At 69.3% G+C, this 24,042-nt stretch carries 26 protein-coding genes; 10 read left to right on the forward strand and 16 right to left on the reverse strand.

What is annotated here, in order from left to right; translation table 11 throughout:
- Positions 1-174: 174 nt before the first annotated feature.
- Positions 175-1,575, forward strand: a complete 1,401-nt coding sequence (locus CP975_RS17380; protein ID WP_055526541.1) for a YibE/F family protein — start codon at positions 175-177, stop codon at positions 1,573-1,575.
- A 128-nt stretch (positions 1,576-1,703) separates the two neighbouring features.
- Here the strand turns inward: CP975_RS17380 and CP975_RS17385 are convergent, their stop codons facing one another.
- The 4 genes from CP975_RS17385 to CP975_RS17400 all read right to left on the reverse strand — a co-directional run bounded on the left by CP975_RS17385 (position 1,704) and on the right by CP975_RS17400 (position 4,184).
- Entirely contained in the window at positions 1,704-2,141 is a 438-nt protein-coding gene (locus tag CP975_RS17385; RefSeq protein ID WP_055526542.1) for an SsgA family sporulation/cell division regulator, read from the reverse strand.
- A gap of 105 nt (positions 2,142-2,246) precedes the next feature.
- Entirely contained in the window at positions 2,247-2,972 is a 726-nt protein-coding gene (locus tag CP975_RS17390; RefSeq protein WP_055526544.1) for an IclR family transcriptional regulator, read from the reverse strand.
- Positions 2,973-3,499: 527 nt separating this feature from the next.
- A complete protein-coding gene (locus CP975_RS17395; RefSeq protein ID WP_055526546.1) occupies positions 3,500-3,721 on the reverse strand; it encodes a DUF5326 family protein in 222 nt (73 codons plus the stop codon).
- A gap of 145 nt (positions 3,722-3,866) precedes the next feature.
- Positions 3,867-4,184, reverse strand: a complete 318-nt coding sequence (locus tag CP975_RS17400) for a cupin domain-containing protein (RefSeq protein WP_055526548.1) — start codon at positions 4,182-4,184, stop codon at positions 3,867-3,869.
- A gap of 96 nt (positions 4,185-4,280) precedes the next feature.
- Between CP975_RS17400 and CP975_RS17405 the strand changes: the two genes are divergently transcribed.
- From CP975_RS17405 to CP975_RS17415, 3 genes are all read left to right on the forward strand, one after another.
- Entirely contained in the window at positions 4,281-4,661 is a 381-nt protein-coding gene (locus CP975_RS17405) for a phage holin family protein (RefSeq protein ID WP_055526549.1), read from the forward strand.
- Between the two features lie 5 nt (positions 4,662-4,666).
- Entirely contained in the window at positions 4,667-5,821 is a 1,155-nt protein-coding gene (locus CP975_RS17410) for a cystathionine gamma-lyase (RefSeq protein ID WP_055526552.1), read from the forward strand.
- A gap of 369 nt (positions 5,822-6,190) precedes the next feature.
- Positions 6,191-6,673: an NUDIX domain-containing protein gene (locus CP975_RS17415; RefSeq protein WP_055526554.1), complete on the forward strand. Its 483-nt coding sequence runs from the start codon at positions 6,191-6,193 to the stop codon at positions 6,671-6,673.
- Here the strand turns inward: CP975_RS17415 and CP975_RS17420 are convergent.
- Positions 6,670-8,469, reverse strand: a complete 1,800-nt coding sequence (locus CP975_RS17420) for a globin domain-containing protein (RefSeq protein ID WP_150477085.1) — start codon at positions 8,467-8,469, stop codon at positions 6,670-6,672. The two genes, CP975_RS17415 and CP975_RS17420, sit on opposite strands and share 4 nt — an antisense overlap.
- 389 nt (positions 8,470-8,858) lie before the next feature.
- Positions 8,859-9,476 (reverse strand): HAD family hydrolase, encoded by a 618-nt coding sequence (locus CP975_RS17425; RefSeq protein WP_150477086.1) that lies wholly within the window; start codon positions 9,474-9,476, stop codon positions 8,859-8,861.
- A 101-nt stretch (positions 9,477-9,577) separates the two neighbouring features.
- On the opposite strand from CP975_RS17425, the gene CP975_RS17430 reads away from it, so the two are divergent.
- A complete protein-coding gene (locus CP975_RS17430; protein WP_055526558.1) occupies positions 9,578-10,447 on the forward strand; it encodes a GNAT family N-acetyltransferase in 870 nt (289 codons plus the stop codon).
- An 87-nt stretch (positions 10,448-10,534) separates the two neighbouring features.
- On the opposite strand, the gene CP975_RS17435 is transcribed toward CP975_RS17430, so the two are convergent.
- Together CP975_RS17435 and CP975_RS17440 are read right to left on the reverse strand one after the other, a co-directional pair.
- The gene (locus CP975_RS17435; RefSeq protein ID WP_055526560.1) at positions 10,535-10,954 is read right to left on the reverse strand and encodes a GlcG/HbpS family heme-binding protein; all 420 of its coding nucleotides are present in this window, start codon (positions 10,952-10,954) and stop codon (positions 10,535-10,537) included.
- 44 nt (positions 10,955-10,998) lie between these two features.
- The gene (locus CP975_RS17440) at positions 10,999-12,213 is read right to left on the reverse strand and encodes an MFS transporter (protein ID WP_055526563.1); all 1,215 of its coding nucleotides are present in this window, start codon (positions 12,211-12,213) and stop codon (positions 10,999-11,001) included.
- Between the two features lie 140 nt (positions 12,214-12,353).
- Here CP975_RS17440 and CP975_RS17445 point away from each other — a divergent pair, with 140 nt between their 5' ends.
- Both CP975_RS17445 and CP975_RS17450 read left to right on the forward strand, forming a co-directional pair.
- Positions 12,354-12,812, forward strand: a complete 459-nt coding sequence (locus CP975_RS17445) for a MarR family winged helix-turn-helix transcriptional regulator (protein WP_055526566.1) — start codon at positions 12,354-12,356, stop codon at positions 12,810-12,812.
- A gap of 9 nt (positions 12,813-12,821) precedes the next feature.
- A complete protein-coding gene (locus CP975_RS17450; RefSeq protein WP_055526567.1) occupies positions 12,822-13,274 on the forward strand; it encodes a GNAT family N-acetyltransferase in 453 nt (150 codons plus the stop codon).
- A 124-nt stretch (positions 13,275-13,398) separates the two neighbouring features.
- On the opposite strand, the gene CP975_RS17455 is transcribed toward CP975_RS17450, so the two are convergent.
- The gene (locus CP975_RS17455) at positions 13,399-14,775 is read right to left on the reverse strand and encodes a serine hydrolase domain-containing protein (protein WP_055526568.1); all 1,377 of its coding nucleotides are present in this window, start codon (positions 14,773-14,775) and stop codon (positions 13,399-13,401) included.
- A gap of 105 nt (positions 14,776-14,880) precedes the next feature.
- Here CP975_RS17455 and CP975_RS17460 point away from each other — a divergent pair, with 105 nt between their 5' ends.
- Complete coding sequence (locus CP975_RS17460) at positions 14,881-15,834, forward strand: SDR family NAD(P)-dependent oxidoreductase (protein ID WP_055526569.1); 954 nt, start codon at positions 14,881-14,883, stop codon at positions 15,832-15,834.
- 7 nt (positions 15,835-15,841) lie between these two features.
- On the opposite strand, the gene CP975_RS17465 is transcribed toward CP975_RS17460, so the two are convergent.
- Genes CP975_RS17465 through CP975_RS17475 form a run of 3 tightly spaced genes read right to left on the reverse strand, consistent with a single transcriptional unit; the run spans position 15,842 to position 18,267 of the window.
- Entirely contained in the window at positions 15,842-16,633 is a 792-nt protein-coding gene (locus tag CP975_RS17465; protein ID WP_055526574.1) for an ABC transporter permease, read from the reverse strand.
- Complete coding sequence (locus tag CP975_RS17470) at positions 16,630-17,586, reverse strand: ATP-binding cassette domain-containing protein (RefSeq protein ID WP_055526575.1); 957 nt, start codon at positions 17,584-17,586, stop codon at positions 16,630-16,632. The genes CP975_RS17465 and CP975_RS17470 overlap by 4 nt, the downstream gene beginning before the upstream one ends.
- A 12-nt stretch (positions 17,587-17,598) precedes the next feature.
- Positions 17,599-18,267, reverse strand: coding sequence for a DUF4097 family beta strand repeat-containing protein (locus CP975_RS17475; RefSeq protein WP_055526576.1), 669 nt, complete (start codon positions 18,265-18,267; stop codon positions 17,599-17,601).
- Positions 18,268-18,490: 223 nt separating this feature from the next.
- Between CP975_RS17475 and CP975_RS17480 the strand changes: the two genes are divergently transcribed.
- The gene (locus CP975_RS17480; protein ID WP_055526578.1) at positions 18,491-19,246 is read left to right on the forward strand and encodes a GbsR/MarR family transcriptional regulator; all 756 of its coding nucleotides are present in this window, start codon (positions 18,491-18,493) and stop codon (positions 19,244-19,246) included.
- On the opposite strand, the gene dnaB is transcribed toward CP975_RS17480, so the two are convergent.
- A complete protein-coding gene (gene dnaB / locus CP975_RS17485) occupies positions 19,213-20,688 on the reverse strand; it encodes a replicative DNA helicase (protein WP_030780096.1) in 1,476 nt (491 codons plus the stop codon). The two genes, CP975_RS17480 and dnaB, sit on opposite strands and share 34 nt — an antisense overlap.
- 460 nt (positions 20,689-21,148) lie before the next feature.
- Here dnaB and CP975_RS17490 point away from each other — a divergent pair, with 460 nt between their 5' ends.
- Positions 21,149-22,486, forward strand: coding sequence for an MATE family efflux transporter (locus tag CP975_RS17490; RefSeq protein WP_055526581.1), 1,338 nt, complete (start codon positions 21,149-21,151; stop codon positions 22,484-22,486).
- 127 nt (positions 22,487-22,613) lie between these two features.
- Here CP975_RS17490 and rplI read toward each other — a convergent pair whose 3' ends face one another.
- The 3 genes from rplI to CP975_RS17505 form a co-directional block, all read right to left on the reverse strand.
- A complete protein-coding gene (rplI, locus tag CP975_RS17495) occupies positions 22,614-23,060 on the reverse strand; it encodes a 50S ribosomal protein L9 (RefSeq protein ID WP_055533040.1) in 447 nt (148 codons plus the stop codon).
- Between the two features lie 18 nt (positions 23,061-23,078).
- On the reverse strand, positions 23,079-23,315 hold the full coding sequence (gene rpsR, locus CP975_RS17500; protein ID WP_003949403.1) for a 30S ribosomal protein S18: 237 nt from the start codon (positions 23,313-23,315) through the stop codon (positions 23,079-23,081).
- A 73-nt stretch (positions 23,316-23,388) separates the two neighbouring features.
- A complete protein-coding gene (locus CP975_RS17505) occupies positions 23,389-23,982 on the reverse strand; it encodes a single-stranded DNA-binding protein (protein ID WP_055533042.1) in 594 nt (197 codons plus the stop codon).
- Positions 23,983-24,042 lie beyond the last annotated feature (60 nt).

Raw genomic sequence — 24,042 nt, forward strand, 5'->3', positions numbered from 1 at the left:
GTCGACGCAGCGGATCCCGTACGGCTCGTGCACGAATCGTGCCGTTTCGTACGGAGGTCAGCGCCCTCTCAGCCCGGTGCTCCGAGCTCCCGCGATTGCAAAGGTGGCTCCACGCTAGCGTCATGTCGGGCGCGCTGAACAGAGGGCCCCCTCCGTTCTTGCGATGATCGGGCAGTGACCACCACAGCGCCGCCGCCGCCTCCGCCCGCGCAACCACCCCACTCCGGCCCGCCCCCGGACGACAATGGGCATGGTCACGGGCACGGCCACGGGCACTCCCACAGCCACGGTCCGGCCGCTCCCGTCTCCCAGCATCTGCGCAAGGTCATCGCCGCGGTGCTGATCCCCTTCGCCGCCGCGGTCGTCGTGGGCCTGGTGGTGCTCTGGCCCGGCGGCGCCCCCTCGCACGAGCGGACCGGCGTCGGCTTCGACCGGCAGACGCAGTCGGCGAAGGTCACGAAGGTGCAGGAACTGCCCTGCAAGGACCTCAGCCCCTCGCAGCCCCAGCCGAACGGCGACACCTCCACCCCCGAGGGCCAGTCAGCCCAGTCCCGGGCCACCGGCACCTGCAAGAAGGCGCTGATCGAGGTGACCAGCGGCGAGGACGACGGCCGCACCTTCACCGAGATCATCCAGCCGGACTCGCCCCGGCAACTCCGCAAGGGCCAAGAGGTGGTGGTCGCCTACGAGCCCAAGGCGCCCGAGGGGTTGCAGTACTCGGTCACCGATGTGAACCGCAAGATGCCGATGGCGCTGCTCGCCGGCATCTTCGCGCTCGCCGTCGTCGTGGTGGGACGGCTGCGCGGCGTGATGGCCCTGGTCGCCCTCGCCATCAGCTTCCTGGTCCTCACCTTCTTCATCCTGCCGGCCATCCTCCAGGGCTCGAACCCGCTGGTCGTGGCGGTGATCGGCGCGAGCGCCATCATGCTGGCCGCGCTCTATCTCTGCCATGGCCTCACGGCCCGTACGTCAGTCGCGGTACTCGGCACTCTCATCTCCCTCCTGCTGATCGGCCTGCTCGGCTCGCTCTTCATCGGCTGGGCCGCGCTGACCGGCAACACCGACGACAACACCGGCCTCATCCACGGCCTGTACCCGTCCATCGACATGAGCGGTCTGCTGCTCGCGGGCGTCATCATCGGCTCGCTCGGCGTCCTCGACGACGTGACGGTCACCCAGACCTCGGCCGTGTGGGAGCTGCACCAGGCCAACCCGGCCATGGGCTGGCGCGGCCTGTACCGCGCGGGCATCCGCATCGGCCGCGACCACATCGCCTCGGTCGTCAACACCCTCGTCCTCGCCTACGCGGGCGCCGCCCTGCCCCTGCTCCTCCTCTTCTCCATCGCCCAGTCCAGCGTGGGCACGGTCGCCAACAGCGAGTTGGTCGCCGAGGAGATCGTGCGGACCCTGATCGGCTCGATCGGCCTGGTCGCCTCCGTGCCGGTGACGACCGCGCTGGCCGCCCTGGTCGTCTCCGCCGACCGCTCCTCCGGCCCCGGCGCCCCGGCCCCGGCCACCGGCACCCCCGCGCGCCGCTCCTCCCGCGGAGGAAAGGGCCGACGCCGCAAGGCCTGACATCCTGACGGCCTGACCCCGGAACGGCCCCGAAGACGCCGACGGCACCCCGGTGACCATGGCGGCGCCCTGGCGATGCCCTCAAATGCCCCAATCTGCCATTGGCATAGGCACATTGAGCCCGGTGCTCATCCCGCGTTCTGCTCCTCCGCCAGGATCCGGTCGAGCGTCTCGTCCAGATGCGCGTCGAAGTCGGCGAGCGCGCGCTCCTGCCCGAGCGGCACCAACTTGTCCGTACGGTCCAGGAAGGCGAGCAGTGGCGGAATGCCCACGCGGAACAGCGCCTGGTCAGCGCCGACCTGAAGCCTGATCAGGGCCTCGTCGAGCAGATCGGGATCGGTGGGCTCGATGCGCACGTCCCCGACCCCACACGGCCTGCCCACCCCGTCGATCAGCAACTCCCTCCCGAAGGCCCAGGTCACCGGCGCGTCCCCGGGCAGATGGAACGTCAGCCGCACGGCATAGGGGTCATCGGTCTCATAGCGCAACTCCACCGGGATACGAAACGACAGCTCCTCGGAAACAAGGAAGCTCATCATGACCTCTGCCTGAACCGACTCGTCCATCGCGCCGCCCTACCCCGTCACTAAGCCATCAAGGGGCCAGGAACCTACTCCTGACACTTATGGCATCTTGCTTAACGTGCACACCAGATCACAAGGAGTGAGTTTTCAGATGCTGATAGAGAAGGCGAGTGTCCCTAGTAGCTTTCCGATCTCACGCTGCAACCTCTCCGCCGCGGGCAGCAACCGGTCGGCCTGACCGACCGGCACGGAAATGGCCAGGGTCGCCGCGGTGTCCCCCGCCAGGATCGGAACCGCGGCGCAGACCGTCCCGAGTGCGTACTCCTGGCGCTCCACGACGGGCCGCATCCGCTCCATCGCGTCGAGTCGGCGCAGGAACGTGCGGTCGTCGCGCACCGAGTAGCGCGTGATCGACTGAACCGGATAGCGGTCGATGTGGTCCCGCCGCGCCTCGCCGTCGAGTTGGGACAGCAGGCACTGACCGATGGCGTGGGCGTGGCCTGTCTCGCGGAAGTCCGCCCACTCCTCCACGGCGGGGTTGCCCGGAGTGTCGGAGACCGCCACGATCTCGATCTCGCCCGCGCGGTAGACGGCGAAGTACACCGGCACTCCGATGGCGTCGCGACAGTGCGCCAGGGCTTCGCCGACCATGCCGCGACGCTTCTGCTGCGCCCCGCTGCTGCTGAGCCGCTCGGCCGCCTCGCCGAGCATGAACACTCCTTTCTCTCGGCGCAGGTAACCCTCGTGGGTCAGCGTGCGCAACAGGTGGTAGGCGGTAGGGAGCGCCAAACCCGCCTCGCGGGCCAACTGCTTGGCGGGCGCCCCGTACTGATGTGTGGCGGCGGCTTCCAGCAGCCGCATCGCACGCTGCACGGAGCCGATGAGGGTGGGGGTGACGGACGCGGCACCCGATGCGGTGGCGTCGCCCGCCGGGCCTGCGTCGTTCGTCTGGCCTGCGTCCCCCGCCGAGCCTGCACCGCCTGTCGGACCTGGACCACTCGGACCACTCGGCGGGCCAGCGCCACTCGTCGGACCAGCGGCATGTGTGGCGCTGGCGGCACTCGTGGGACTAGCGGCACTCGTCGGTCTAGCGGCCCTGGCGGTAACTGGTGAAGTGGCGCCGACCGGTGAGGTGGAGGTGTCGACCGCGGCCAAGGTTCACTCCCGAAGCGCGTGGGGGGGCCGCCCGTGCCCGGAGCAACACGGGTGGGCAGTGCGCCCGTCCGCGGGGAACGGCCCCGCGTCGGTTTTCGGACTCTAACCCTTGGCCACCGCTCTACGGCCGTTTGCCGGGAAACTTCCCCCGGCCGAGGGAATCGGTTCGAAAAGTCACCTCTCGGCAGTAACCACTCGCAGGCGAGCATCAATCGTTACGGTCGATCACTGATCGGTACGGACGATCACCAATCGGCGCGCGACGAGGACGATCCGGATATGAACTTCCGTACGACATAGATGAGTCCACCGACCAAGGCGACGAATAGCAGCGCCTTGAAAAGCAGGGCGATCACGAACCCGACAACGGCCGCTATCACGCTGCCGAACACGACCAAGGCGATGACGGGCACAGCCACCCACTTCACCCACCACGGCATTCCCGCAAAGATCTCCTTCGCTGCCATCGTCCTTACCTCTCTCCGCACACATCGCGTCGGCGGGTTCCTGAATGTCCGCAGGCTCCCGGCTTCTTGCATTCGATGCTAGGTCGCCAAAGGGCTCGGTGGGGGCCTCGCAGCCCTTGTCCTCCCCTGATCCGCCCCCTAGGGGTCAGGCCTCCGGCGGGGAGAAGACGACCAGAACGCGCAGGTCCTCGCTGATGTGGTGGAACTTGTGGGGCACCCCGGCCGGCACATAGACGACGCTGCCGCGCGCAACCGACGTGGTCTCCATGCCGACCGTGATCGAGGCGCGGCCGCTCACGACCATGTAGACCTCGTCCTGCCCGTGCGGCTGCTGCGGATCGGACTCCCCGGCGTTGAGCGCGTAGAGGCCGACCGACATGTTCCGCTCCCGCAGAAACTGCAGATACGCCCCGTCGTTCGCCGCGCGCTCCGCCTCCAGCTCGTCCAGTCGGAATGCCTTCATCGCCCTCGTACGCCCCTCGCTGATACTCGCCCCGCGGAATCCCGCCGGTGCGCGTGGCCCGACCACTCTCGTTCCACGTCTGCCACGATCAGACACATGAAGAATTTCGTAGTCAAGACGATCGCCAACGCCGCGGCCCTGGCCGTCGCCGTGTGGCTGCTCGACAAGATCACGCTGACCGGCGACAGCACCGGCAAGGAGGTCGGCACCCTCATCGTCGTCGCCCTGCTCTTCGGCCTGGTGAACTTCCTGGTCAAGCCGGTGGTGAAGGTCCTGACCTTCCCGTTGTTCATCCTGACCCTCGGCCTGATCACCCTCGTGGTCAACGCCCTGATGCTGCTGCTCACCTCCTGGCTGGCCGACAAGTTCGACGTCAGCTTCCACGTGGAGGGCTTCTGGACCGCCGTCCTGGGCGGCCTGATCATCTCGATCGTGTCCTGGGCCATGAACGTGGTGCTCCCCGACGACAAGGACTGAACGGCATGACGGACTCTGCTGCCATAGGCCTCGGAGACGGCACACGGGCGGTGCGGGCCGGGCTGCCCGAGCCGGTGAAGCACGAACCCACCCTCCCCGGCCCGGTGTTCGCCGCGCACTTCCACCTGCCCGGCGATCCCACGGGCGGATACGCCTACGCGCGCGACGAGAACCCCACCTGGACGCACCTGGAGCGCGCCATCGGCGAGCTGGAGGCGCCGGGCTCGGCGGTTGCCGGGGACGACGTCGAGACGCTCGTCTTCGCCTCGGGCATGGCCGCCATCTCGGCGGTGCTGTTCTCCCAGCTGCGCGCCGGGGACACGGTGGTCCTGCCGGACGACGGCTACCAGGTGCTCCCGCTGGTCCGCGAGCAGCTCACGGCGTACGGCATCGAGGTGCGCACCGCCCCGACCGCCGGTGACGCCCAGCTCGACGTCCTGGACGGTGCCAAGCTGCTGTGGCTCGAGACCCCGTCCAACCCGGGCCTCGACGTGTGCGACGTGCGTCGCCTCGCCGAGGCGGCACGCGCGCGTGGCGCTCTGGTGGCGGTCGACAACACTCTGGCCACACCGCTCGGCCAGCGGCCCCTGGAGCTCGGTGCGGACTTCGCTGTCGCCAGCGGTACGAAGATGCTCACCGGCCACGGCGACCTGCTCCTGGGATACGTCGCATGCCGCGACGCGGACCTGGCTGCCTCGGTGCGACGGTGGCGCAAGATCGTCGGGGCGATCCCGGGGCCGATGGAGGCCTGGCTCGCCCACCGCTCGCTCGCCACGCTCCAGCTGCGCGCCGACCGGCAGAACGCGAACGCCCTGGCTCTCGCCGAAGCCCTGCGTGACCGGCCCGAGGTGGCGGGGCTGCGTTATCCCGGGCTGCCCGACGACCCCTCGTACACGGTCGCCTCGCGGCAGATGCGGCGCTTCGGGTGCGTGGTCTCCTTCACGCTGCCCAGCCGCGCGCGTGCCGAGCGTTTCCTGGAGGCGCTGCGTCTCGTCGACGACGCGACGAGCTTCGGCGGTGTGCGGTCCACGGCCGAACGGCGCCGGCGCTGGGGCGGCGACGACGTCCCGGAGGGCTTCATCCGCTTCTCCGCGGGCGCCGAGGACCCCGATGACCTGGTGGCGGACGTACTCCGCGCGCTGGACGAATCAGCCGGGTGACCGCTGCCGACTGGCCCGGCCTCCACCGCCGACGCCGCCGATCGAGGCAGCATCCCGGCTACGCACAATGAACGGTCCGAGCCTCCCCCCTCGTGGCTCGGACCGTTCCGGTTCTGCTCGCGAAGAACCGTGTCAACGAGGCTAGTTGACTGTGTGTCAGTGTCCAGTCACAGTAGCCCGCCGCGTGGCAGATCCGCACCCCGGAGGGCCTCACCTCTTACTTGGATGCCCTCGTGGAGATCGCCGAGACCGGGCTCGACGAGGACTCGTGCACGAACGGCTGCTGCGGGCGGCCGTCGACTGGGCTTGATGGCGGTCCCGGCTGGTGCGCGATGTTTCACGTGGAACAGTCCGGGCCACATTTCCCCCATGACCGTCCGACCCGTGGTCAAGCGCACCGCACGCGCCGTCCTGCTGGACGGAGACGACCTGATCCTGATCAAGCGGACCAAGCCCGGCGTCGATCCGTACTGGATCACCCCTGGCGGTGGCGTGGAGCCGGACGACGCCACCGTCGTCGACGCGCTCCATCGCGAGGTGCACGAGGAACTCGGCGCCAAGATCACCGACGTCGTGCCCTGCTTCGTCGACACCGTGGAGCACATCGGCGAGGACGGCGGCGCGACCGGAGTGAAGGTGCAGCACTTCTTCGTATGCCGCCTGGAATCCATGGACACCGGACAGCGGCACGGCCCCGAGGTCGAGGAGCCGTGCGGCGAGTACGAGATCGTGCATGTGCCGTTCACCCGGGTCGGCATCGCCTCGGTCCATCTCGTACCGCTGTCACTGCGGCACTACCTGGACGGCAACATCGAGGGCGTACGCGCGATGCACGCCCCTGACCTCGGTTAATCCCCCGCTGCCGCCGCCACGAGTTCCTCGACGGAGTCGTGGCGGATCCGGCCCTCGGGGATGCCCGCGTCCCTGAGGACGTCCACGCCGCTGCGGATCATGCCGGGCGGTCCTGAGAGGTACGCGTCGTACTCGTTCCAGGGGCCGTACTCGCGCACGGCGTCCGGCAGTTGGATCCCCTGGTCGACGATCGGGCGTACGGCGAGCCAGGGGTGGGTCTGCTGGAGTCGCAGCATCGTGTCGATGTCGTACAGGTCGTGGTCGGTGCGGGCGCCGTAGAACACCTCGACCGGGCGCCTTCTGCCGTGCTCGGCGACGTCCTCGACCAGGGCTTTGATGGGCGCGATGCCCGTGCCGCCGCCCAGGCACAGCAGACCGCTGTCGGTGGTGTGGTCGACGGTCATGGAACCCGCGGGCGGGCCGAGCCGCAGTACGTCGCCGGGGCGGGCGTGGTGCACCAGGGCGTTGGAGACCCAGCCCGCCGGAACCGCCTTGACGTGGAAGGACAGCAGGCCGTCGGAGCGCGGCGCCGACGCGAAGGAGTAGTGCCGCCAGATCCGCGGCCACCAGGGGGTCTCCAGGCTGGTGTACTGCCCGGCGAGGAAGGGATAGGGCTGGTCCGGGCGGACGGTGACCACGGCTATGTCCGGGGTCCTGAGGTCGTGCGAGACGACCTCCGCGAACCACCAGGCGGGAGCGCGCAGTTCGTCCTCCGCGGCAGCGTCGATCATGACCTGGGAGATCGTCGTGTACGTGCGGACCCAGGCGGCCTCGGTCTCCGCGTCCCAGAGCGCGCTCGCGTACCGGCTCAGCGAAGCGATCAGACATTCGCCGACGGCCGGATAGTGCTCGGGCCGGGTGCCGTACTTGCGGTGTCCGCGGCCGAGGTTCTTCAGGTACGAGACGAGCACGTCGGTGTGGTCGATGTGCTCGGCCGCCGTCAGCAGCGCCTTGAGGAGGCGGTCCCGCTGGGTGTCCATCGCGGCGGGGAACAGGGCGCGCAGATCGGGGTGGCGGGTGAAGAGCAGTGCGTAGAAGTACGAGGTGACCTGGTCGGCGACCGGGCCGATCTCGGCCATCGTGCGCTGCACCAGGGCGGCGTCGGGGGACGCGGGCTTCGACGGCTTCGCCAGCTTCGCCGACTGGGCGAGGGCTTCGGCCTCCGGCTCGGCTGTTTCCGGGGACAGCCGGGGCCCGGGGGGCACTGGGGACGGCTGCGGCTCGGCGTCGGCGGACGGGTCCCGCTCCAGTACGGAGGGGGCGGTCGCGCGGGCCTGGGTTGTCGCGGCGGGAGCAGTCGCAGCGGGAGCAGTTGGGGCGGGAGCAGTTGGGGCGGCGGTATGGGCGGCGGTCGTAGCGGCGTGGGCGGTCGAGGCCGTAGGGGCGTTGACGGTTGCACGGGCCGCCGGTATTCGCTCGACCGCGGACGCGGCGGGCTCCGGGGTGGGCGCGGACTCGACGGCGGGCGCCGGCTCAGCCCTGGTCGCGGGCTCAGCCGTGGGCATGGAAGCGGCTGTGGGCGCGGGCCCGGCAGTGGGAGCGGCACCGGGAGTGGCCGCGGGCCCGGCGGTGGGCGCGGGAGCCGCGGTGGGCGCCGGAGCGGGCGCTGCGGCCTCAGGCCTGCCCAGGGGGCGTATCGCGGTCGGTCGGCGCGCCTCGGCGGCTACCTCCGGGGCGTCGGCGCCGGGCTGCTGCTGTCCTTCCTCCGGCCGCTTGGGCGGCCTGCGCGGGGTGAACCAGCCGCTCCCAGCGCCCGAAGTGCCGTCGTCCCCCGACGTGGTGGTCGGAGCGTCCATGCTGTGCCTCGCCTCGAACATCTCTCGGTCGGTGTGTGCGCTTCCTGCCGGAAGTCGTCTGCTTTCCCCGCTCTGTCTCGTCGGCCGATCCGGCCACATTGAACCTCGGATTCCCGAACTACGGACAAGTAGGTCAAGAATGTGACATTGGCCGCAGCCATCTCACCGCAGCATCCCATTCACGGCCGCCGCGTCGGCCGCATATCGAGAAGGACCGACTCTCGATCTCCGTGCCTCGATAGGCTTCGCCACCTGCGCGCGTGCCCCCCCCAGGATGTGAGGAAGCACACCCGGCACGGACCGGAGTCGACCATACCGGCAGCCGTCCGGCACACAAGCCCCCTTCCCTTCCTCGGGAATTCAACGCCTCCGCCTGCCAATTGCCTCAATTAGCGGGCTTGCCGCACCAATTCGTACGCCTTACGCAGGTCCCGCCCGACATAGGAGTGGGTGGCCAGGCTCACCAGTCGCGGATCGGCAATGATCGCGACGGAAACCGGCACCGCCCCGAAGAGCCTCACGTCGGAGAGCGAGTCGCCGTACACGACGCAGTCGCCGCGGTCGACCCCGAACTCTTCACAGAGGCCGTTCGCGATCTCCACCTTGGCCGCCGCGTCGAGAAGGCCCGTGGGCTCGACGGGCTCGGTGAACGGCACGGCCGGGAACCGCGACCCGTGCGCGGCATGCGCACCCCAACCGATGAGTCGCTCCACGAAGAAGGACGGCGAGAGCGTCACCACCGCGCAGTAGTCGCCGGCCTCCCTGATCCAGTTCCAAGTGTCCTGTATACGAAGTTCTGGCTGACGCCGGCCACCACGACGACCTCGGCCTTCGCGCTGCGCCCGGGGGTCGACGACTCGGTCAGGACGGTGGCCGCGGGCCACCCGGTGGCCGATACGACGGGCTTGATCGCTGGCCCTCCCGTCTCGCTCAGCGCCTACCTGTTCATGACGGTCCTTTCGGTGCTCAAGCCCTGGGGACTCACCCGCCGCGGCCAGAAGCAGCATGCCCAGAAGCCGCGTGACCAGAAGCCGCGAGACCAAATGCGGCGTGCTTCTGCCCACAAACGGGTGGACGCCGAGGACGTACGTCGGACAGCCTGACCCGGGTGTCGACACCTTCCCTCTCCGCACTCCCCGTCCGCCGGCTCACCCCCCGCGACCTGACGTCCTGCGCCGATCTGTCCGAGGACCGGGGCTGGCCCCGTGAAGAACACAAATGGGGCCTCCTGCTCTCGGCCGGAACGGGCTACGGCATCGACGACCCCGACGGCAACGGCCTTATCGGTGTGTACGTAGTGACCCGGTACGGCCCGCTGGAACGCCCCGGCCTTGAGGCGATCGGCATGGTCCTCGTCGCCGAGCGGTACGCCCGCCGGGGCATCGGCCGCCGGCTGATGCGGCACGCCATCGAGCAGGCGGCCACTGTCCCGCTGACGCTCCACGCCACGCCCAACGGCCGTCCCCTCTACGAGCAGCTCGGCTTCAAGGCGATCGGCCGTGCCGAGATGGTCCGCGGACACTTCACGCCCTCGGGTCCGCTACCCGACATCGCCACCCGCCCGGCCACCGCGGAGGACCTGACCGCCATCCTCCGCCTCGACACGGCGGTCTTCGGCCACGACCGGACGCATGTGATCACCAGGCTCCCCGCCTTCACCGACCAGCTCCGCATCGCGGAGGCCGACGGCGAGATCATCGGGTACGCGGGGGCCTGGCCGAACATGGACACCCATGTCGTCGGCCCGCTCATCGCCCGGGACACGGCGACCGCGAAGGCACTCATCGCCTCCCTCGCCGCTCACACCGACCGCCCGCTGCGCACCGACATCGACGTACGGCACGAAGAGCTGCTGGCCTGGGTGAAGGCGAGCGGCCTCGAAGCCGTCGCCTTCAACACGGTGATGGCCTACGGCACGCCCGAGCTGCCCGGCGACTGGACCCGCCGCTTCGCACCGCTGACGGTGGCCACGGGCTGACACGGCCATGGGGCTCGGGGCACGGCACCGGCACGGCACGGAAAGCCTGGGACGACCCTGATAATCGTCCGCCTCCGTAGGAGCGCGTTACGCGAGGACCTTCACGGCCTCCGTCGCGAACCCGTGGTCCTGTTCGGGCGCACCGCCGCCGACGCCGATCGCGCCGATCAGGCGGCCGTCGCGGTGGACCGGCACCCCGCCCGCGATGAAGAGCAGCGGCCGGTCGAGAGCGGTGGGCAGGGTGTGGAAGAGGCCGCCGGGCTGCACGGCGTCGACCAGATCGGCGGTCGGGGCGTTCAGCTGGAGGGCGGTGTACGCCTTGCGGGTGCTGGTCTCGCCGGAGATCAGCACGGCCCGGTCGTCACGCCGGAAGGCGAGGAGGTGGCCGCCCGCGTCCAGGACGGTGACGCTGACTGTCACATCGGCGGCCTCGGCGGCGCGACAGGCCGCGGTGACGAGTGCTTCCGCGTCCTCGATGGTCAGCGGGGCGACGGCGGTGGTGCTCATGAGAGGTGCTCCTTGTGGGTGGTGCCGGTGAGTCGGGGGAGAGGTCAGTGGTGGACGGGCGTGGCCTGCTCGACGGGCGCCCCGCCGGTCACGACGAGGCTCGGGGCAGCCGCGGTCGAGCGGCGCTCCAGCGCGGCCGAGAGGATGGCCAGGACGAGGGCGGATGCCGCGAGGGCCGCGCCGACCCAGTTCGGGGCGGTGTAGCCGAGGCCGGCGGCGATGACGAGGCCGCCGAGCCAGGCCGAGAGGGCGTTGCCGAGGTTGAAGGCGCCGATGTTGACGGCCGAGGCGAGGGTGGGGGCGCCGGAGGCCTGGTCGAGGACGCGCTTTTGCAGCGGTGGGACGGTCGCGAAGCCCAGCGCGCCGATCAGGGCGATGGTCACGGCGGCCGCGATCTTGTTGTGTGCGGTGAGCGTGAAGAGGGAGAGCACGACGGCCAGGGCGCCCAGGGAGACGTAGAGCAGCGGCATCAGCGCACGGTCGGCGAGCTTCCCGCCGACCAGGTTGCCGGCGACCATGCCGAGACCGAACAGGACGAGCAGCCAGGTGACGGAGGAGTCCGCGTAACCGGCGACGTCCGTCATCATCGGGGCCAGGTAGGTGACGGCGGCGAAGACCCCGCCGAAGCCGAAGACGGTCATCGCCATGGCCAGCAGCACCTGTACGTTGCGGAAGGCGGCCAGTTCATGGCGGAGCCGTACGCCTTCGGGCTTCGGCAGGTCCGGAACGAGCTTGGCGACGCCCGCCAGGCCGACGACGCCGAGCGCCGCGACGAGACCGAAGGTCGTCCGCCAGCCGAGCGTCTGCCCGACGAAGGTGCCGAGCGGCACACCCACCACGTTGGCCACGGTCAGGCCCGTGAACATCATGGCGATCGCGCCGGCCTTCTTCTCGGGCGCCACCAGCTCGGCCGCGACGACCGAGCCGATTCCGAAGAAGGCACCGTGGGCGAGGGAGGCGATGACACGGCCCGCCAGCATCACGCCGAAGACGGGGGCTGCGGCGGAGAGCAGATTGCCCGCGATGAACAGGCCCATCAGCAGCATCAGCATCCGCTTGCGCGAGATCTTGGTGCCGAGGGCTGTCATCAGCGGGGCACCCAGGACGACACCTAGGGCGTAACCGGTGACGAGGAAGCCGGCCGTGGGGATGGAGACGCCGAAGTCACCCGCGACCTCGGGGAGCAGCCCCATGATCACGAACTCGGTGGTTCCGATCCCGAAGGCCCCGATCGCGAGGGCCAGGAGCGCGAGAGGCATGGACCTACCTTCCAAACGATTGCATGTGCGCTTAGCGTGCGTCCACAATAATTGCAGACGCGGGTTACTTGCAAACGCTGGATATTGCGTACGTGGCCTATCCTGGTCGTAGTCACTCCGGGACGGAGGCACCAAGAGCCATGACAGCGACGGATCCCGCACTCACCGCCCTTGCGCAGGGCTGGTGCGCGCTCTCCCTGCTTCACGGGCAGATCGAGACCCACATCGAGCGCGCCCTTCAGGCCAAGCACGGCTTGAGCGTGCGCGAGTACTCCCTGCTCGACGTCCTCAGCCGCCAGCACGACGGCGAGGGCGGCCACCTTCAGATGAAGCAGGTCGCGGATGCCGTGGTGCTGAGCCAGAGCGCCACCACACGGCTGGTCACCCGCCTTGAGGACCGCGGACTGCTCTCGCGCTACCTGTGCCCCACCGACCGTCGCGGCATCTACACGGACGTGAGCGAGGCCGGTGCCACGCTTCTCGACGAAGCTCGCCCCACCAACGACGCGGCTCTGCGCGAGGCACTCGACGAGGCGGCGCGGAATCCCGAGCTCGCTCCGCTGGTCAGGGCCGTCGAAACGCTGCGCGTTCCCGCCTAGGCTGCGACCATGGGAGACCTTGAGATACGCCCTGCCGTAGCCGACGACCTGCCTGCCATCGTCGCCATGCTCGCCGACGACCCACTGGGAGCCTCACGCGAGTCGCCGGACGACCTCACCCCGTACGTGACCGCGTTCCAGCGTTTGGCCGATGACCCGAACCAGCATCTGGTCGTCGCCGCGCGCGAGGGGCGCGTGGTCGGCACGCTCCAGCTCACGATCATTCCGGGGCTCTCTCGTCAGGGCGCCACGCGGTCGATCATCGAAGGCGTCCGCGTCCATGCCGATGAGCGCGGCAGTGGGCTCGGGACGCGGTTCATGGAGTGGGCCGTCGAGGAATCCCGGCGCCAGGGCTGCCAGTTGGTGCAGCTGACCTCCGACGTCTCCCGCGGCGACGCCCACCGCTTCTACGAGCGATTCGGGTTCACCGCGTCGCATCTGGGCTTCAAGCTCCAGCTCTGAGGCGGCTCTTGCGGCTCTTGCGGCTCTTGACGGGGCGCCCCGGCCCTTGACGCATGAGGGGGCATGTTTCACGTGAAACAAGCCCCCTGGTTTCACGTGAAACATGCCCCCTCGTCACCAGCTCCTAAAAGGCACGCCACCCCTGCGGGTCCACCCCACCAGGGATCGGCGCGCCCTCGTCGTAGGGCCGACGTGTGAAGACGAACGATCCCAGGTCGATGTGGCTCACCGAGCCGTCCGTCCGCCGCACCACCCGCAGCAGCTCCCCTGCGTAGTAGCCGTCGAGACCCGTCCACGTGCCGTCACCGTTGTCCCGGAAGCGTGCCGCTCGGCCCGCCCCAGCCAGCGGACCGAGTTCGACACCACCGTCCGCCGATAGCCGAAGGGCGAGAACCTGCGTGCCCCAGTACCAGGGTCCGGTCAACTCCAAGACGTTCGCGTCGATTTCCGCGATAGGCCGCCACGGCTCGGGAATGCGCGGCTCGGCCTCCGCCACGATCTTCACCAGATCCGCGGCCAGAGCCGCGATCTGTGGACCCGAGGTGCAGTTGGCGAGGGCGACCGCGGCCACCCCCTCGCGCTCGCTCACCCACAGGCCGGCCAGGAACCCCGGGAGTGATCCCGTGTGGCCGGCCAGGCTCAGCCCCTCCCACCGCAGCAGATCCATTCCCAGGCCGTACGTCCCGTCCCAGCTCCCGGCCTGTGACGGCGCCGAGGGCGTCCGCATCTCCCGTAGGGTCTCCGCCCCGAGGACCCGCCCATCACCCTTCGCGAGGAAACACGCGAACCGCGCCAGGTCCGCCGTCGTGGACCACAGCTGACCCGCTGGAGCCATCAGCCCCAGGTCCTCGACGGGCTCCGGCATCATCACGTCCGCCCAGGGGTGCACGGCCCACCCTCCCGCATGCGGGGCCCGGGGCTGCGCGCTCGTGCGGGTCAGCCCGAGCGGATCCAGCACCTCGCGGCGCAGCACCTCCTCCCACGGGTCACCCTTCATCGCCTCCACCAGCGAACCGAGCAACGTATAGCCGGGGTTGGAGTAGTGGAAGCGGCGACCGGCCGGATGCCTGAAGGGTTGATCACCGAGGACATCGGTGATGTCCGGGCGCGCTGTCCCCGGGGTGCGCTCCCACCACTCGCCGGGCGTCTCGGCCGCCAGCCCACCGGTGTGGGAGAGGAGTTCGCCGATAGTGGCCTCTCCCGCGCCCGTACCCGGCAGATGCTTCTCAAGGGGGTCCCCCAAGTCCAGCAGGCCCTCGTCCCGCAGCCGCATCACCAGGACGGCGGTGAAGGTCTTCGTGATGGAGCCGATGCGGTACTGGACGTTCTCGTCCGGCGCGTGCCCGTCCACCATGCTGCGGCCGGCACTCCACACCACCTCGCCGTCCCGGGCCACCGAGGCCACCACCGAGGGGGCCCGGCCCTCCGCCTGAGCGGTAGCGACGCGGTGCAACAGGGCTCGACGGGTGGAGGGGAGCAATTCTTCATGGGGTTTCGTCATGGGCCCTAGTCCACCTGGGAGGTGCCTGCACGTCGAGCGAATTCGAGTGTGTCCGCCACCCGAGTGCTTGCTCTGGCGCGCACTCCAAGTTCTAGCGTCACCCGCATGATCACGGAACAGCAGCAGCTCGGCACCCCGTTCGGCGCCCACAGCACCGCCGACGACGTCCTCACGGGTATCGATCTCAGGGGTACCACCGCCCTGGTCACGGGCGGCTACTCGGGCCTCGGCCTGGCGACCACCCGCGCTCTCGCCCGCGCAGGCGCCCACGTCGTCGTCCCCGCCCGCCGGCCCGACCTCGCCGAGGACGCCCTGCGTGACGTCCCCCAGGCGGAGGTACACGCCCTCGACCTGGCCGATCTCGACAGCGTCCGCGCCTTCTCGGAGCGTTGGCTGGAGACGGGCCGTACCCTCGGCATCCTCATCAACGGCGCGGGCGTCATGGCCTGCCCGGAGACGCACGTCGGCCCCGGCTGGGAGGCGCACTTCGCCATCAACCACCTCGGCCACTTCGCCCTCACCCAGCGCCTGCGCCCGGCCTTCGCCCCCGGCGGAGCCCGGGTGGTGGCCGTCGCCTCCTCCGGGCACTTCCTGTCCGGCATCCGATGGGAGGACATCCACTTCCGGACCGGTTACGACCGGTGGCTGGCCTACGCACAGTCCAAGACCGCGAACGCCCTCTTCGCCCTGCACCTCGACCGCCTGGGATCCGATCACGGCCTGCGCGGCTTCGCCGTACACCCCGGCAGCATCCTCACGCCCCTGCAACGCCATATCCCCCGCGAGGAGTGGCTGGCCCAGGGCTGGATCACGGAGGACGGCTCACCGGCCGGCGGTTTCAAAACGCCGGAACAGGGCGCGGCGACAGCGGTCTGGGCGGCGACTTCACCCCTGTTGAACGGCTGTGGAGGCGCGTACTGCCAGGACTGCGACGTCGCCGAACCGGCCACCACCGACGACATGCTCGTCGGTGGGGTGAAGCCGTGGGCCAGGGACCCCGAAGCGGCGTCCAGGCTCTGGGACCTCTCCTGCGAACTCACCGGGCTCAGCGCCTTTTGACGGTGCGTTACTTCGGGTCGCGGTTGAACGTGGAGGTCGACCAGAAGTAGCCGAGCACCGTGAGCCCGAGGCACCAGGCGATGGCCAGCCACCCGTTGTGGCCGATCTCGGTGCCGAGGAGCAGGCCGCGCAGGGTTTCGATGGCGGGAGTGAACGGCTGGTACTCGGCGATCGGCTGGAACCAGCCCGGCATGGACTCCACCGGGGTGAAGGCGCTGGAGAGCAGCGGCAGCAGGATCAGCGGCATAGCGTTGTTGCCGGCGGCCTCGGCGTTCGGGCTGATCAGGCCCATGCCGACCGCTATCCAGGTGAGCGCCAGGGCGAAGAGCACGAGCAGCCCGAACGCCGCCAGCCACTCCAGGGCGGTCGCGTCCGTGGACCGGAACCCGATGGCCACGGCCACAGCACCCACGAGGACCACGCTCAGGACCGATTGAAGAACGCTGCCGACGACGTGTCCGACGAGGACCGAAGGACGGTGGATCGCCATCGTACGGAAGCGGGCGATGATGCCCTCGGTCATGTCGTTGGAGACGGACACCGCGGTGCCGATCACGGTGCTGCCGATGGTCATCAGCAGCAGGCCCGGGACGATGTAGGCGACGTATGCGGCGCGGTCGGGGGCGCCGCCGTTGATGCCCGCGCTCATCGCGTCGCCGAAGATGTAGACGAAGAGCAGCAGCAACATGATCGGCGTGAACAGCAGGTTCAGCGTGAGGGACGGGTAGCGCCTCGCGTGCAGGAGGTTGCGGCGCACCATCGTGGAGGAGTCGCGCAGGGCGAGGGAGAGGGTGCTCATCGGGCGGTCTCCTTGGGCTGGTGGAGGGTGTGGGTGTCACCGGTCAGGGCGAAGAAGACGTCGTCGAGGTCGGGGGTGTGGACGGTCAGTTCGTCCGCTTCGATGTCCGCCGAGTCCAGCCGGTCGAGGAGGGAACGCAGTTCGCGCTGGCTGCCGCCGCTGGGGATCTGCAAGGAGAGCGCTTCGTCGTCCCGGGTTGTCTCACGCAGAGTGGCGGCGGCGGACTGGTAGGCGGCCGGGTCGGTGAAGCGGAGCCGGACGTGTCCGCCGGGGATGAGCCGCTTCAGTTCTTCCGCGGTGCCTTCGGCGGCGATGGTGCCGTTGTTGAGGACAGCGATGCGGTCGGCGAGCTGGTCGGCTTCTTCGAGGTACTGGGTGGTGAGGAAGACGGTGACGCCGTCGGAGACCAGCTGGCGGATGATCTGCCACATGTTGTGACGGGAGCGCGGATCGAGGCCGGTGGTCGGTTCGTCGAGGAAGATGATCCGCGGGTTGCCGACCAGGGTCATGGCGATGTCCAGGCGGCGTTTCATGCCGCCGGAGTAGGTGGAGACGGGCTTCTTGGCCGCTTCCACCAGATCGAAGCGAGCGAGGAGGTCGGCGGCGACCCGCCGCCCCTCGCCGCGGGCGAGGTGGTGCAGGTCCGCCATGAGGAGCATGTTCTCCTCGCCGGTGATCAGGCTGTCGACGGCGGAGAACTGTCCGGTGACACCGATCGCGGCCCGCACCGCCTGCGGATCGGCGGCCAGGTCATGGCCGCCGACGTGCAGGGCGCCGGCGTCGGCGCCGATGAGGGTGGAGAGGATCTTGACGGCGGTGGTCTTCCCCGCGCCGTTCGGCCCGAGCAGGGAGAAGACGGTGCCTTCGGGGACGGCCAGGTCGATGCCGTCGAGCACGGTCTTGTCGCCGTAGGACTTGCGCAGCCCGTTCGCCGCGATGGCCAACTTGGTCATGATGGGTGCTCCTCAGAGGCTGCGGGCGACGATGTCGCCGTAGGCGGTGGTCGCGTGGATGTGCAGGCCCGCGGCGGCGCCGTCGGCATTCGTGAGCGCGTTGTGGATCCGGCCGTAGGTGGTGCCGGCGTCGAGGGACGCGGAGACTCCGTGGGCGGCGCCGACCGACACCTCGCCGGCCTCGGTGCGCAGCACGACCGTGCCGCGCACGGCCTCGGCGACCTTGATGTCGCCCTTCTGGACGCTGATCTCCGCGGGGCCGCCCAGGCGGCCGACCGAGACGTCACCGGCGAGGAGGGAGAGGCGGGCGCCCGCGGTCTCGTCGAGCTTGACCGAGCCGTGCGAGCCCTCGAAGTCGACCTCGCCGAGCCGCCCGACGCCTCTCAGTTCGGCGCTGGCGGCCTTCGCCTCGACCCGGGAACCGGCGGGCAGCTGGACCGTCACCTCGATGGATCCGGAGCTGCCGAGGATCCGGTTCTGCACCGAGGCCTCGATCCGCAGGACACCGTCGCCGTAATCGACCGTGGTCTGCTCCGCGGCCTTCACGTCACGGGCGTTGGCGGCGTTCGCCGGCAGGATCTCGACCTTGGTGTCGGCCCGGTCGGCGGCGATGAACCGGACGCGTCCCGCGGGGATCCCAACGACAGCGGAGATCGGGGAGGGGGTGGCGAACTTCTGCATGGTGCTGCTCCTTGACTCGTTGTTTCCGACACCAGAAACGCTACGTTGCATTCAAGGATCCAGCAACGACTTCGTTGCACGACAAAAGCATTCATGCAGGTGAGAGCGGCAATATCGTTGCAATGGTTTGAAACTCAATGCAACAAAGAGTCGGCCACTCGTTGCATTGGGTGGACAGTGAACGCTACATTGGAGGCATCGACGGAGAACGAAGGAGATCGCGATGCCCGGAGGCAGGCTCACCGAGCGGGAACGCCAGCAGATCGCGCTGGGCCTGGCCGACGGCCTCGCCTACGCGGAGATCGCCAGACGCCTCGACCGGCCGACCTCGACGATCACCCGCGAGGTGATGCGGAACGGCGGCCCCACCGCCTACCGCGCCGACCTGGCCCACCGCGCCACCGAACAACGCGCCCACCGGCGCAGACAGACCGCGCCCCGCGGGCAGCAGGCTCCCCCGCAGGCCCATGGCCGGGACTCCGAGACCGTACGCGCGTACGAGGAGATGTTCGCGACCTTCCTCATGCAGCAAGGACTGCCCAAGATGATGGCCCGGGTGCTGACCTGCCTCTACACCACCGACGCGGGCAGCCTCACCGCATCCGAACTCGTCCAGCGACTCCAGGTCAGCCCGGCGTCCGTCTCCAAGGCGATCGCGTTCCTCGAAAGCCAGGGACTCATCCGCAGGGAACGCGACGAACGCCGACGCGAGCGCTACGTCGTCGACGACGACGTCTGGTACCAATCGATGACCGCCGCCGCCCGGTCCCACGCACAGTTCGCTGAGACCGCGCGGCAGGGCGTCAGCGTCCTCGGCCCCGACACCCCGGCCGCCGCCCGCCTCGAGAACATCGCACGCTTCATCGACTTCATCGGCGAGAGCATCGCCCGCGCCGCGGAGCAGGCCCGCGAGGTCCTCTATACGAAACCGGAAACGACCCAGGATCAGGTCTGCGCCATGTCCACGAACCGCGAGTAGTGGCCCTGGAAGGCCACGGTGATAGTCGCCGTCGGGCCGTTACGGTGCTTTCCCACGATGATGTCCGCCTCGCCCGCGCGGGGCGACTCCTTCTCGTACGCGTCCTCGCGGTGCAGCAGGATCACCATGTCCGCGTCCTGCTCGATCGAGCCGGACTCACGCAGGTCGGAGACCATCGGCTTCTTGTCCGTACGCTGCTCGGGGCCACGGTTCAGCTGCGAGAGCGCGATCACCGGCAGCTCCAGCTCCTTGGCCAGGAGCTTCAGGTTTCGCGACATGTCCGAGACTTCCTGCTGCCGGCTCTCGGCCCGCTTGGAACCACCCGACTGCATCAGCTGCAAATAGTCGATGACGACGAGCTTCAGGTCGTTGCGCTGCTTGAGGCGACGGCACTTGGCGCGGATCTCCATCATCGACAGGTTCGGGGAGTCGTCGATGTAGAGCGGCGCGGCCGAGACGTCCGGCATGCGGCGGGCGAGCCGCGTCCAGTCCTCGTCCGTCATCGTGCCGGACCGCATGTGGTGCAGGGCCACGCGCGCCTCGGCGGACAGCAGACGCATGGCGATTTCGTTGCGCCCCATTTCGAGCGAGAAGATCACGCTCGGCATGTTGTGCTTGATCGAACAGGCCCGCGCGAAGTCCAGCGCCAGCGTCGACTTACCCATCGCGGGACGGGCCGCGATGATGATCATCTGGCCCGGGTGCAGGCCGTTGGTGAGCTGGTCGAGGTCGGTGAAGCCGGTCGGCACACCGGTCATCTCCCCTGACCGCGAGCCGATCGCCTCGATCTCGTCGAGGGCGCCCTCCATGATGTCGCCGAGCGGCAGATAGTCCTCGGTGGTCCGCTGCTCGGTGACCGCGTAGATCTCCGCCTGGGCGCTGTTGACGATCTCGTCGACGTCGCCGTCGGCCGCGTACCCCATCTGGGTGATGCGGGTGCCTGCCTCGACGAGGCGACGCAGCACCGCGCGCTCGTGGACGATCTCCGCGTAGTACTCGGCGTTCGCCGCGGTCGGGACCGTCTGGACCAGCGTGTGCAGATACGATGCGCCGCCGACCTTGGTGATCTCACCGCGCTTGGTCAGCTCGGCCGCCACGGTGATCGGGTCGGCAGGCTCGCCCTTCGCGTACAGATCGAGGATCGAGGCGTAGATCGTCTCGTGCGCGGGGCGGTAGAAGTCGTGGCCCTTGAGAACCTCGACGACATCGGCGATGGCGTCCTTGGAGAGCAGCATGCCGCCGAGCACGGACTGCTCGGCGTCGAGGTCCTGCGGGGGGACGCGCTCGAAGGACGAGCCTCCGCCGTCCCAGCCGCCCTCGCGGCCGCGCTCGTGCTGCTCGTCACGGCCCCGGCCTCCGTCACGGCGCTGACGGGAGACGGGCAGACGGTCACTGGGACCGCTGTCGGCCCAGGGGTCGTCCAAAGGCTCGGAAATACTCACCGGGCCACCTCCTCCCGTCCGCCGCGCGGACCTCGCCGTGCCCCTCTTTCCTACGGCACGACACTGACAAATAAGGGGGCCCAACTCCGGTTCTGACGCGTCGGTTTTGCAGGGTTTCCGAGGTCGTACGACGAGGCGGGCGCCGGACCACGGTAGGCCTGTGGGCACCGTCAGCCAATCTGGTTATCCACAGGCGGTGTGGATGACGGGCCCGATGCTGTGGAGAACTCCGCCAAACCTGTGCACGGGCCGGTGGACAGTCCTGTGAACAAGCACTCAGCCACCGCATAACACTGCCTGTGACCTGCGGCTTTCCCATCCACCGGCTGTGCAGAAGAAAAACTTTCCCCACGGGACCAAGATCACGACAAACGGCACGCCAAGGAGCGACCGACGCCGTCCGAAGTAAGGGTCAGTAGAAGCTTGCATCTCTTACCTGTGGAAGATTAGATTGATGCCTATGACACAGGCTTCCGCCGCCCCCAAGGCCGACCGACGCAGACATGACCGAGAGATCATCGCGCTCGCCGTCCCCGCCTTCGGCGCACTGGTGGCCGAGCCACTCTTCGTGATGGCCGACAGCGCCATCGTCGGCCACCTCGGCACCGCGCAACTGGCCGGGCTCGGCGTCGCCTCGGGTCTTCTCGCCACCGCGGTGAGCATCTTCGTCTTCCTCGCCTACGCCACCACCGCCGCGGTCGCCCGCAGAGTGGGCGCCGACGACCTCCCGGCCGCCATCCGCCAAGGCATGGACGGCATCTGGCTCGCGCTGATCCTGGGCGCCGCCGTCATCGCCGTCTTCCTGCCCGCCGCACCGTCGCTCGTGGACGTCTTCGGCGCCTCGGACGCCGCCGCCGGTTACGCGGTCACATACCTGCGGATCTCCTCGCTCGGCATCCCCGCCATGCTCGTCGTCCTCGCTGCCACCGGCGTACTGCGCGGCCTCCAGAACACCCGGACACCGCTCTACGTCGCCCTCGGCGGCTTCGTCGCCAACGGCCTCCTCAATGTCGGCCTGGTCTACGGCGCCGGTTTCGGTATGGCCGGTTCCGCCTGGGGCACCGTCATCGCCCAATGCGGCATGGCGGCGGTCTACCTCTTCGTCGTCGTACGCGGCGCCCGGCGATACGGCGCCTCACTGCGCCCCGACGCCGCCGGCATCCGGGCCTGCGCCCAGGCGGGGGCACCACTTCTGGTCCGTACGCTCTCGCTACGGGCCATCCTGATGATCGCGACGGCCGTGGCCGCGCGCCTCGGTGACGCCGAGGTGGCCGCCCACCAGATCGTGCTCTCCCTGTGGAATTTCCTGGCCTTCGCACTGGACGCCATCGCCATCGCCGGACAGGCGATCATCGCCCGCTACCTCGGGGGCGACGATCCGGCCGGGGCCCGTGCCGTCTGCCGGCGCATGGTGCAGTGGGGCATCGCCTCGGGAGTCGTACTCGGCCTGCTGGTCGTCCTCGCGCGGCCCCTGTTCATCCCGCTCTTCACCGGTGACCCCGGCGTCCAGGACACGGCGCTGCCCGCTCTCGTGGTCGTGGCGCTCGCCCAGCCGATCTGCGGCATCGTCTTCGTACTCGACGGTGTCCTGATGGGCGCGGGCGACGGGCCCTATCTCGCGTGGGCGATGCTCATCACGCTGGCGGCCTTCACCCCGGTCGCCCTGCTGGTGCCGACCCTCGGAGGCGGGCTGACCGCCGTATGGGGGGCGATGACGTTGATGATGATGGTGCGGATGGTGACCCTGTGGCTGCGCTCCCGCTCCGGCCGCTGGATCGTCACGGGCGCCACGCGCTGAGCGGCGTTCCTCCTTGTTTCACGTGAAACAGGGACGGGGGGGCAGGGGGTCAGGGGGCAGGCTCCACGGCAAAGGGGCCGCACCCGATGGGTGCGGCCCCTTCACTCAGTCCAGCCAAGCGGAACGCTTAGGCGGAGACGACCTCGACGTTGACCTTCGCGGCAACCTCGGGGTGCAGACGCACGGACGTCTCGTGGGCGCCCAGCGTCTTGATCGGCGAGCCCAGCTCGACGCGGCGCTTGTCGATCTTCGGACCACCGGCGGCCTCGATCGCCGAAGCGACGTCGGCCGGGGTGACGGAACCGAAGAGACGACCGGCGTCGCCGGAGCGGACGGCCAGACGGACCTTGACGCCCTCGAGCTGGGCCTTGATCTCGTTGGCCTGCTCGATCGTCGCGATCTCGTGGATCTTGCGAGCACGACGGATCTGCTCGACGTCCTTCTCGCCGCCCTTGGTCCAGCGGATCGCGAAGTTCCGCGGGATCAGGTAGTTGCGGGCGTAGCCGTCCTTGACGTCTACGACCTCGCCGGCGGCACCGAGGCCGGAGACCTCGTGGGTGAGGATGATCTTCATTAGTCGGTCACCCTTCCCTTATCGCGCGGTGGACGTGTAGGGCAGCAGCGCCATCTCACGGCTGTTCTTCACGGCCGTGGCGACGTCACGCTGGTGCTGCGTGCAGTTGCCGGTCACGCGGCGGGCACGGATCTTGCCGCGGTCGGAAATGAACTTCCGCAGCATGTTCGTGTCCTTGTAGTCCACGTACGTGACCTTGTCCTTGCAGAAAGCGCAGACCTTCTTCTTAGGCTTGCGCACAGGCGGCTTCGCCATGGTGTTTCTCCTGTGTGATCAAGAAGTGGGGGTACGACCCACCCTCGGCCCGGAGGCCTGAAAGCCCTGAGGCTTAGAAGGGGGGCTCGTCCGAGTAGCCGCCACCGGAGCCGCCGGAGCTTCCGCCCCAGCCGCCACCGCCGCCGCCCTGCTGCTGGCCGCCGCCAGCCGGCGCACCGGTCGCCCAGGGGTCGTCGGCGGGAGCCCCGCCGCCGCCCTGCTGCTGACCGCCGCCAGAGCCACCGCTCCAGCCGCCGCCCTGCTGGCCGCCACCGCCGCCGTAACCGCCCTGGCCACCTCGGCCGGTGGTCTTGGTGACCTTGGCCGTGGCGTTCTTCAGGCTGGCGCCGACTTCCTCGACGTCCAGCTCGTAGACCGTGCGCTTGACGCCCTCACGGTCCTCGTAGGACCGCTGCTTCAACCGGCCCTGCACGATGACGCGCATGCCTCGCTGGAGCGACTCCGCGACGTTCTCCGCCGCCTGACGCCAGACCGAGCAGGTCAGGAACAGGCCTTCGCCGTCCTTCCACTCATTGGTCTGCTTGTCAAAGATGCGGGGGGTGGACGCGACACGGAACTTCGCGACCGCCGCACCGGAAGGGGTGAAGCGCAGCTCGGGGTCGTCGACAAGATTGCCGACGACCGTGATGACGGTCTCGCCTGCCATGGGGGAACCTCTCGGCGGGTTTGCTGCTGGCTGCTTGTTGCTGCTACTCGATTCCCGGGT

Origin of the sequence: Streptomyces alboniger, assembly GCF_008704395.1 — a bacterium.
In the GTDB taxonomy this organism is placed as follows: Bacteria; Actinomycetota; Actinomycetes; order Streptomycetales; family Streptomycetaceae; genus Streptomyces; species Streptomyces alboniger.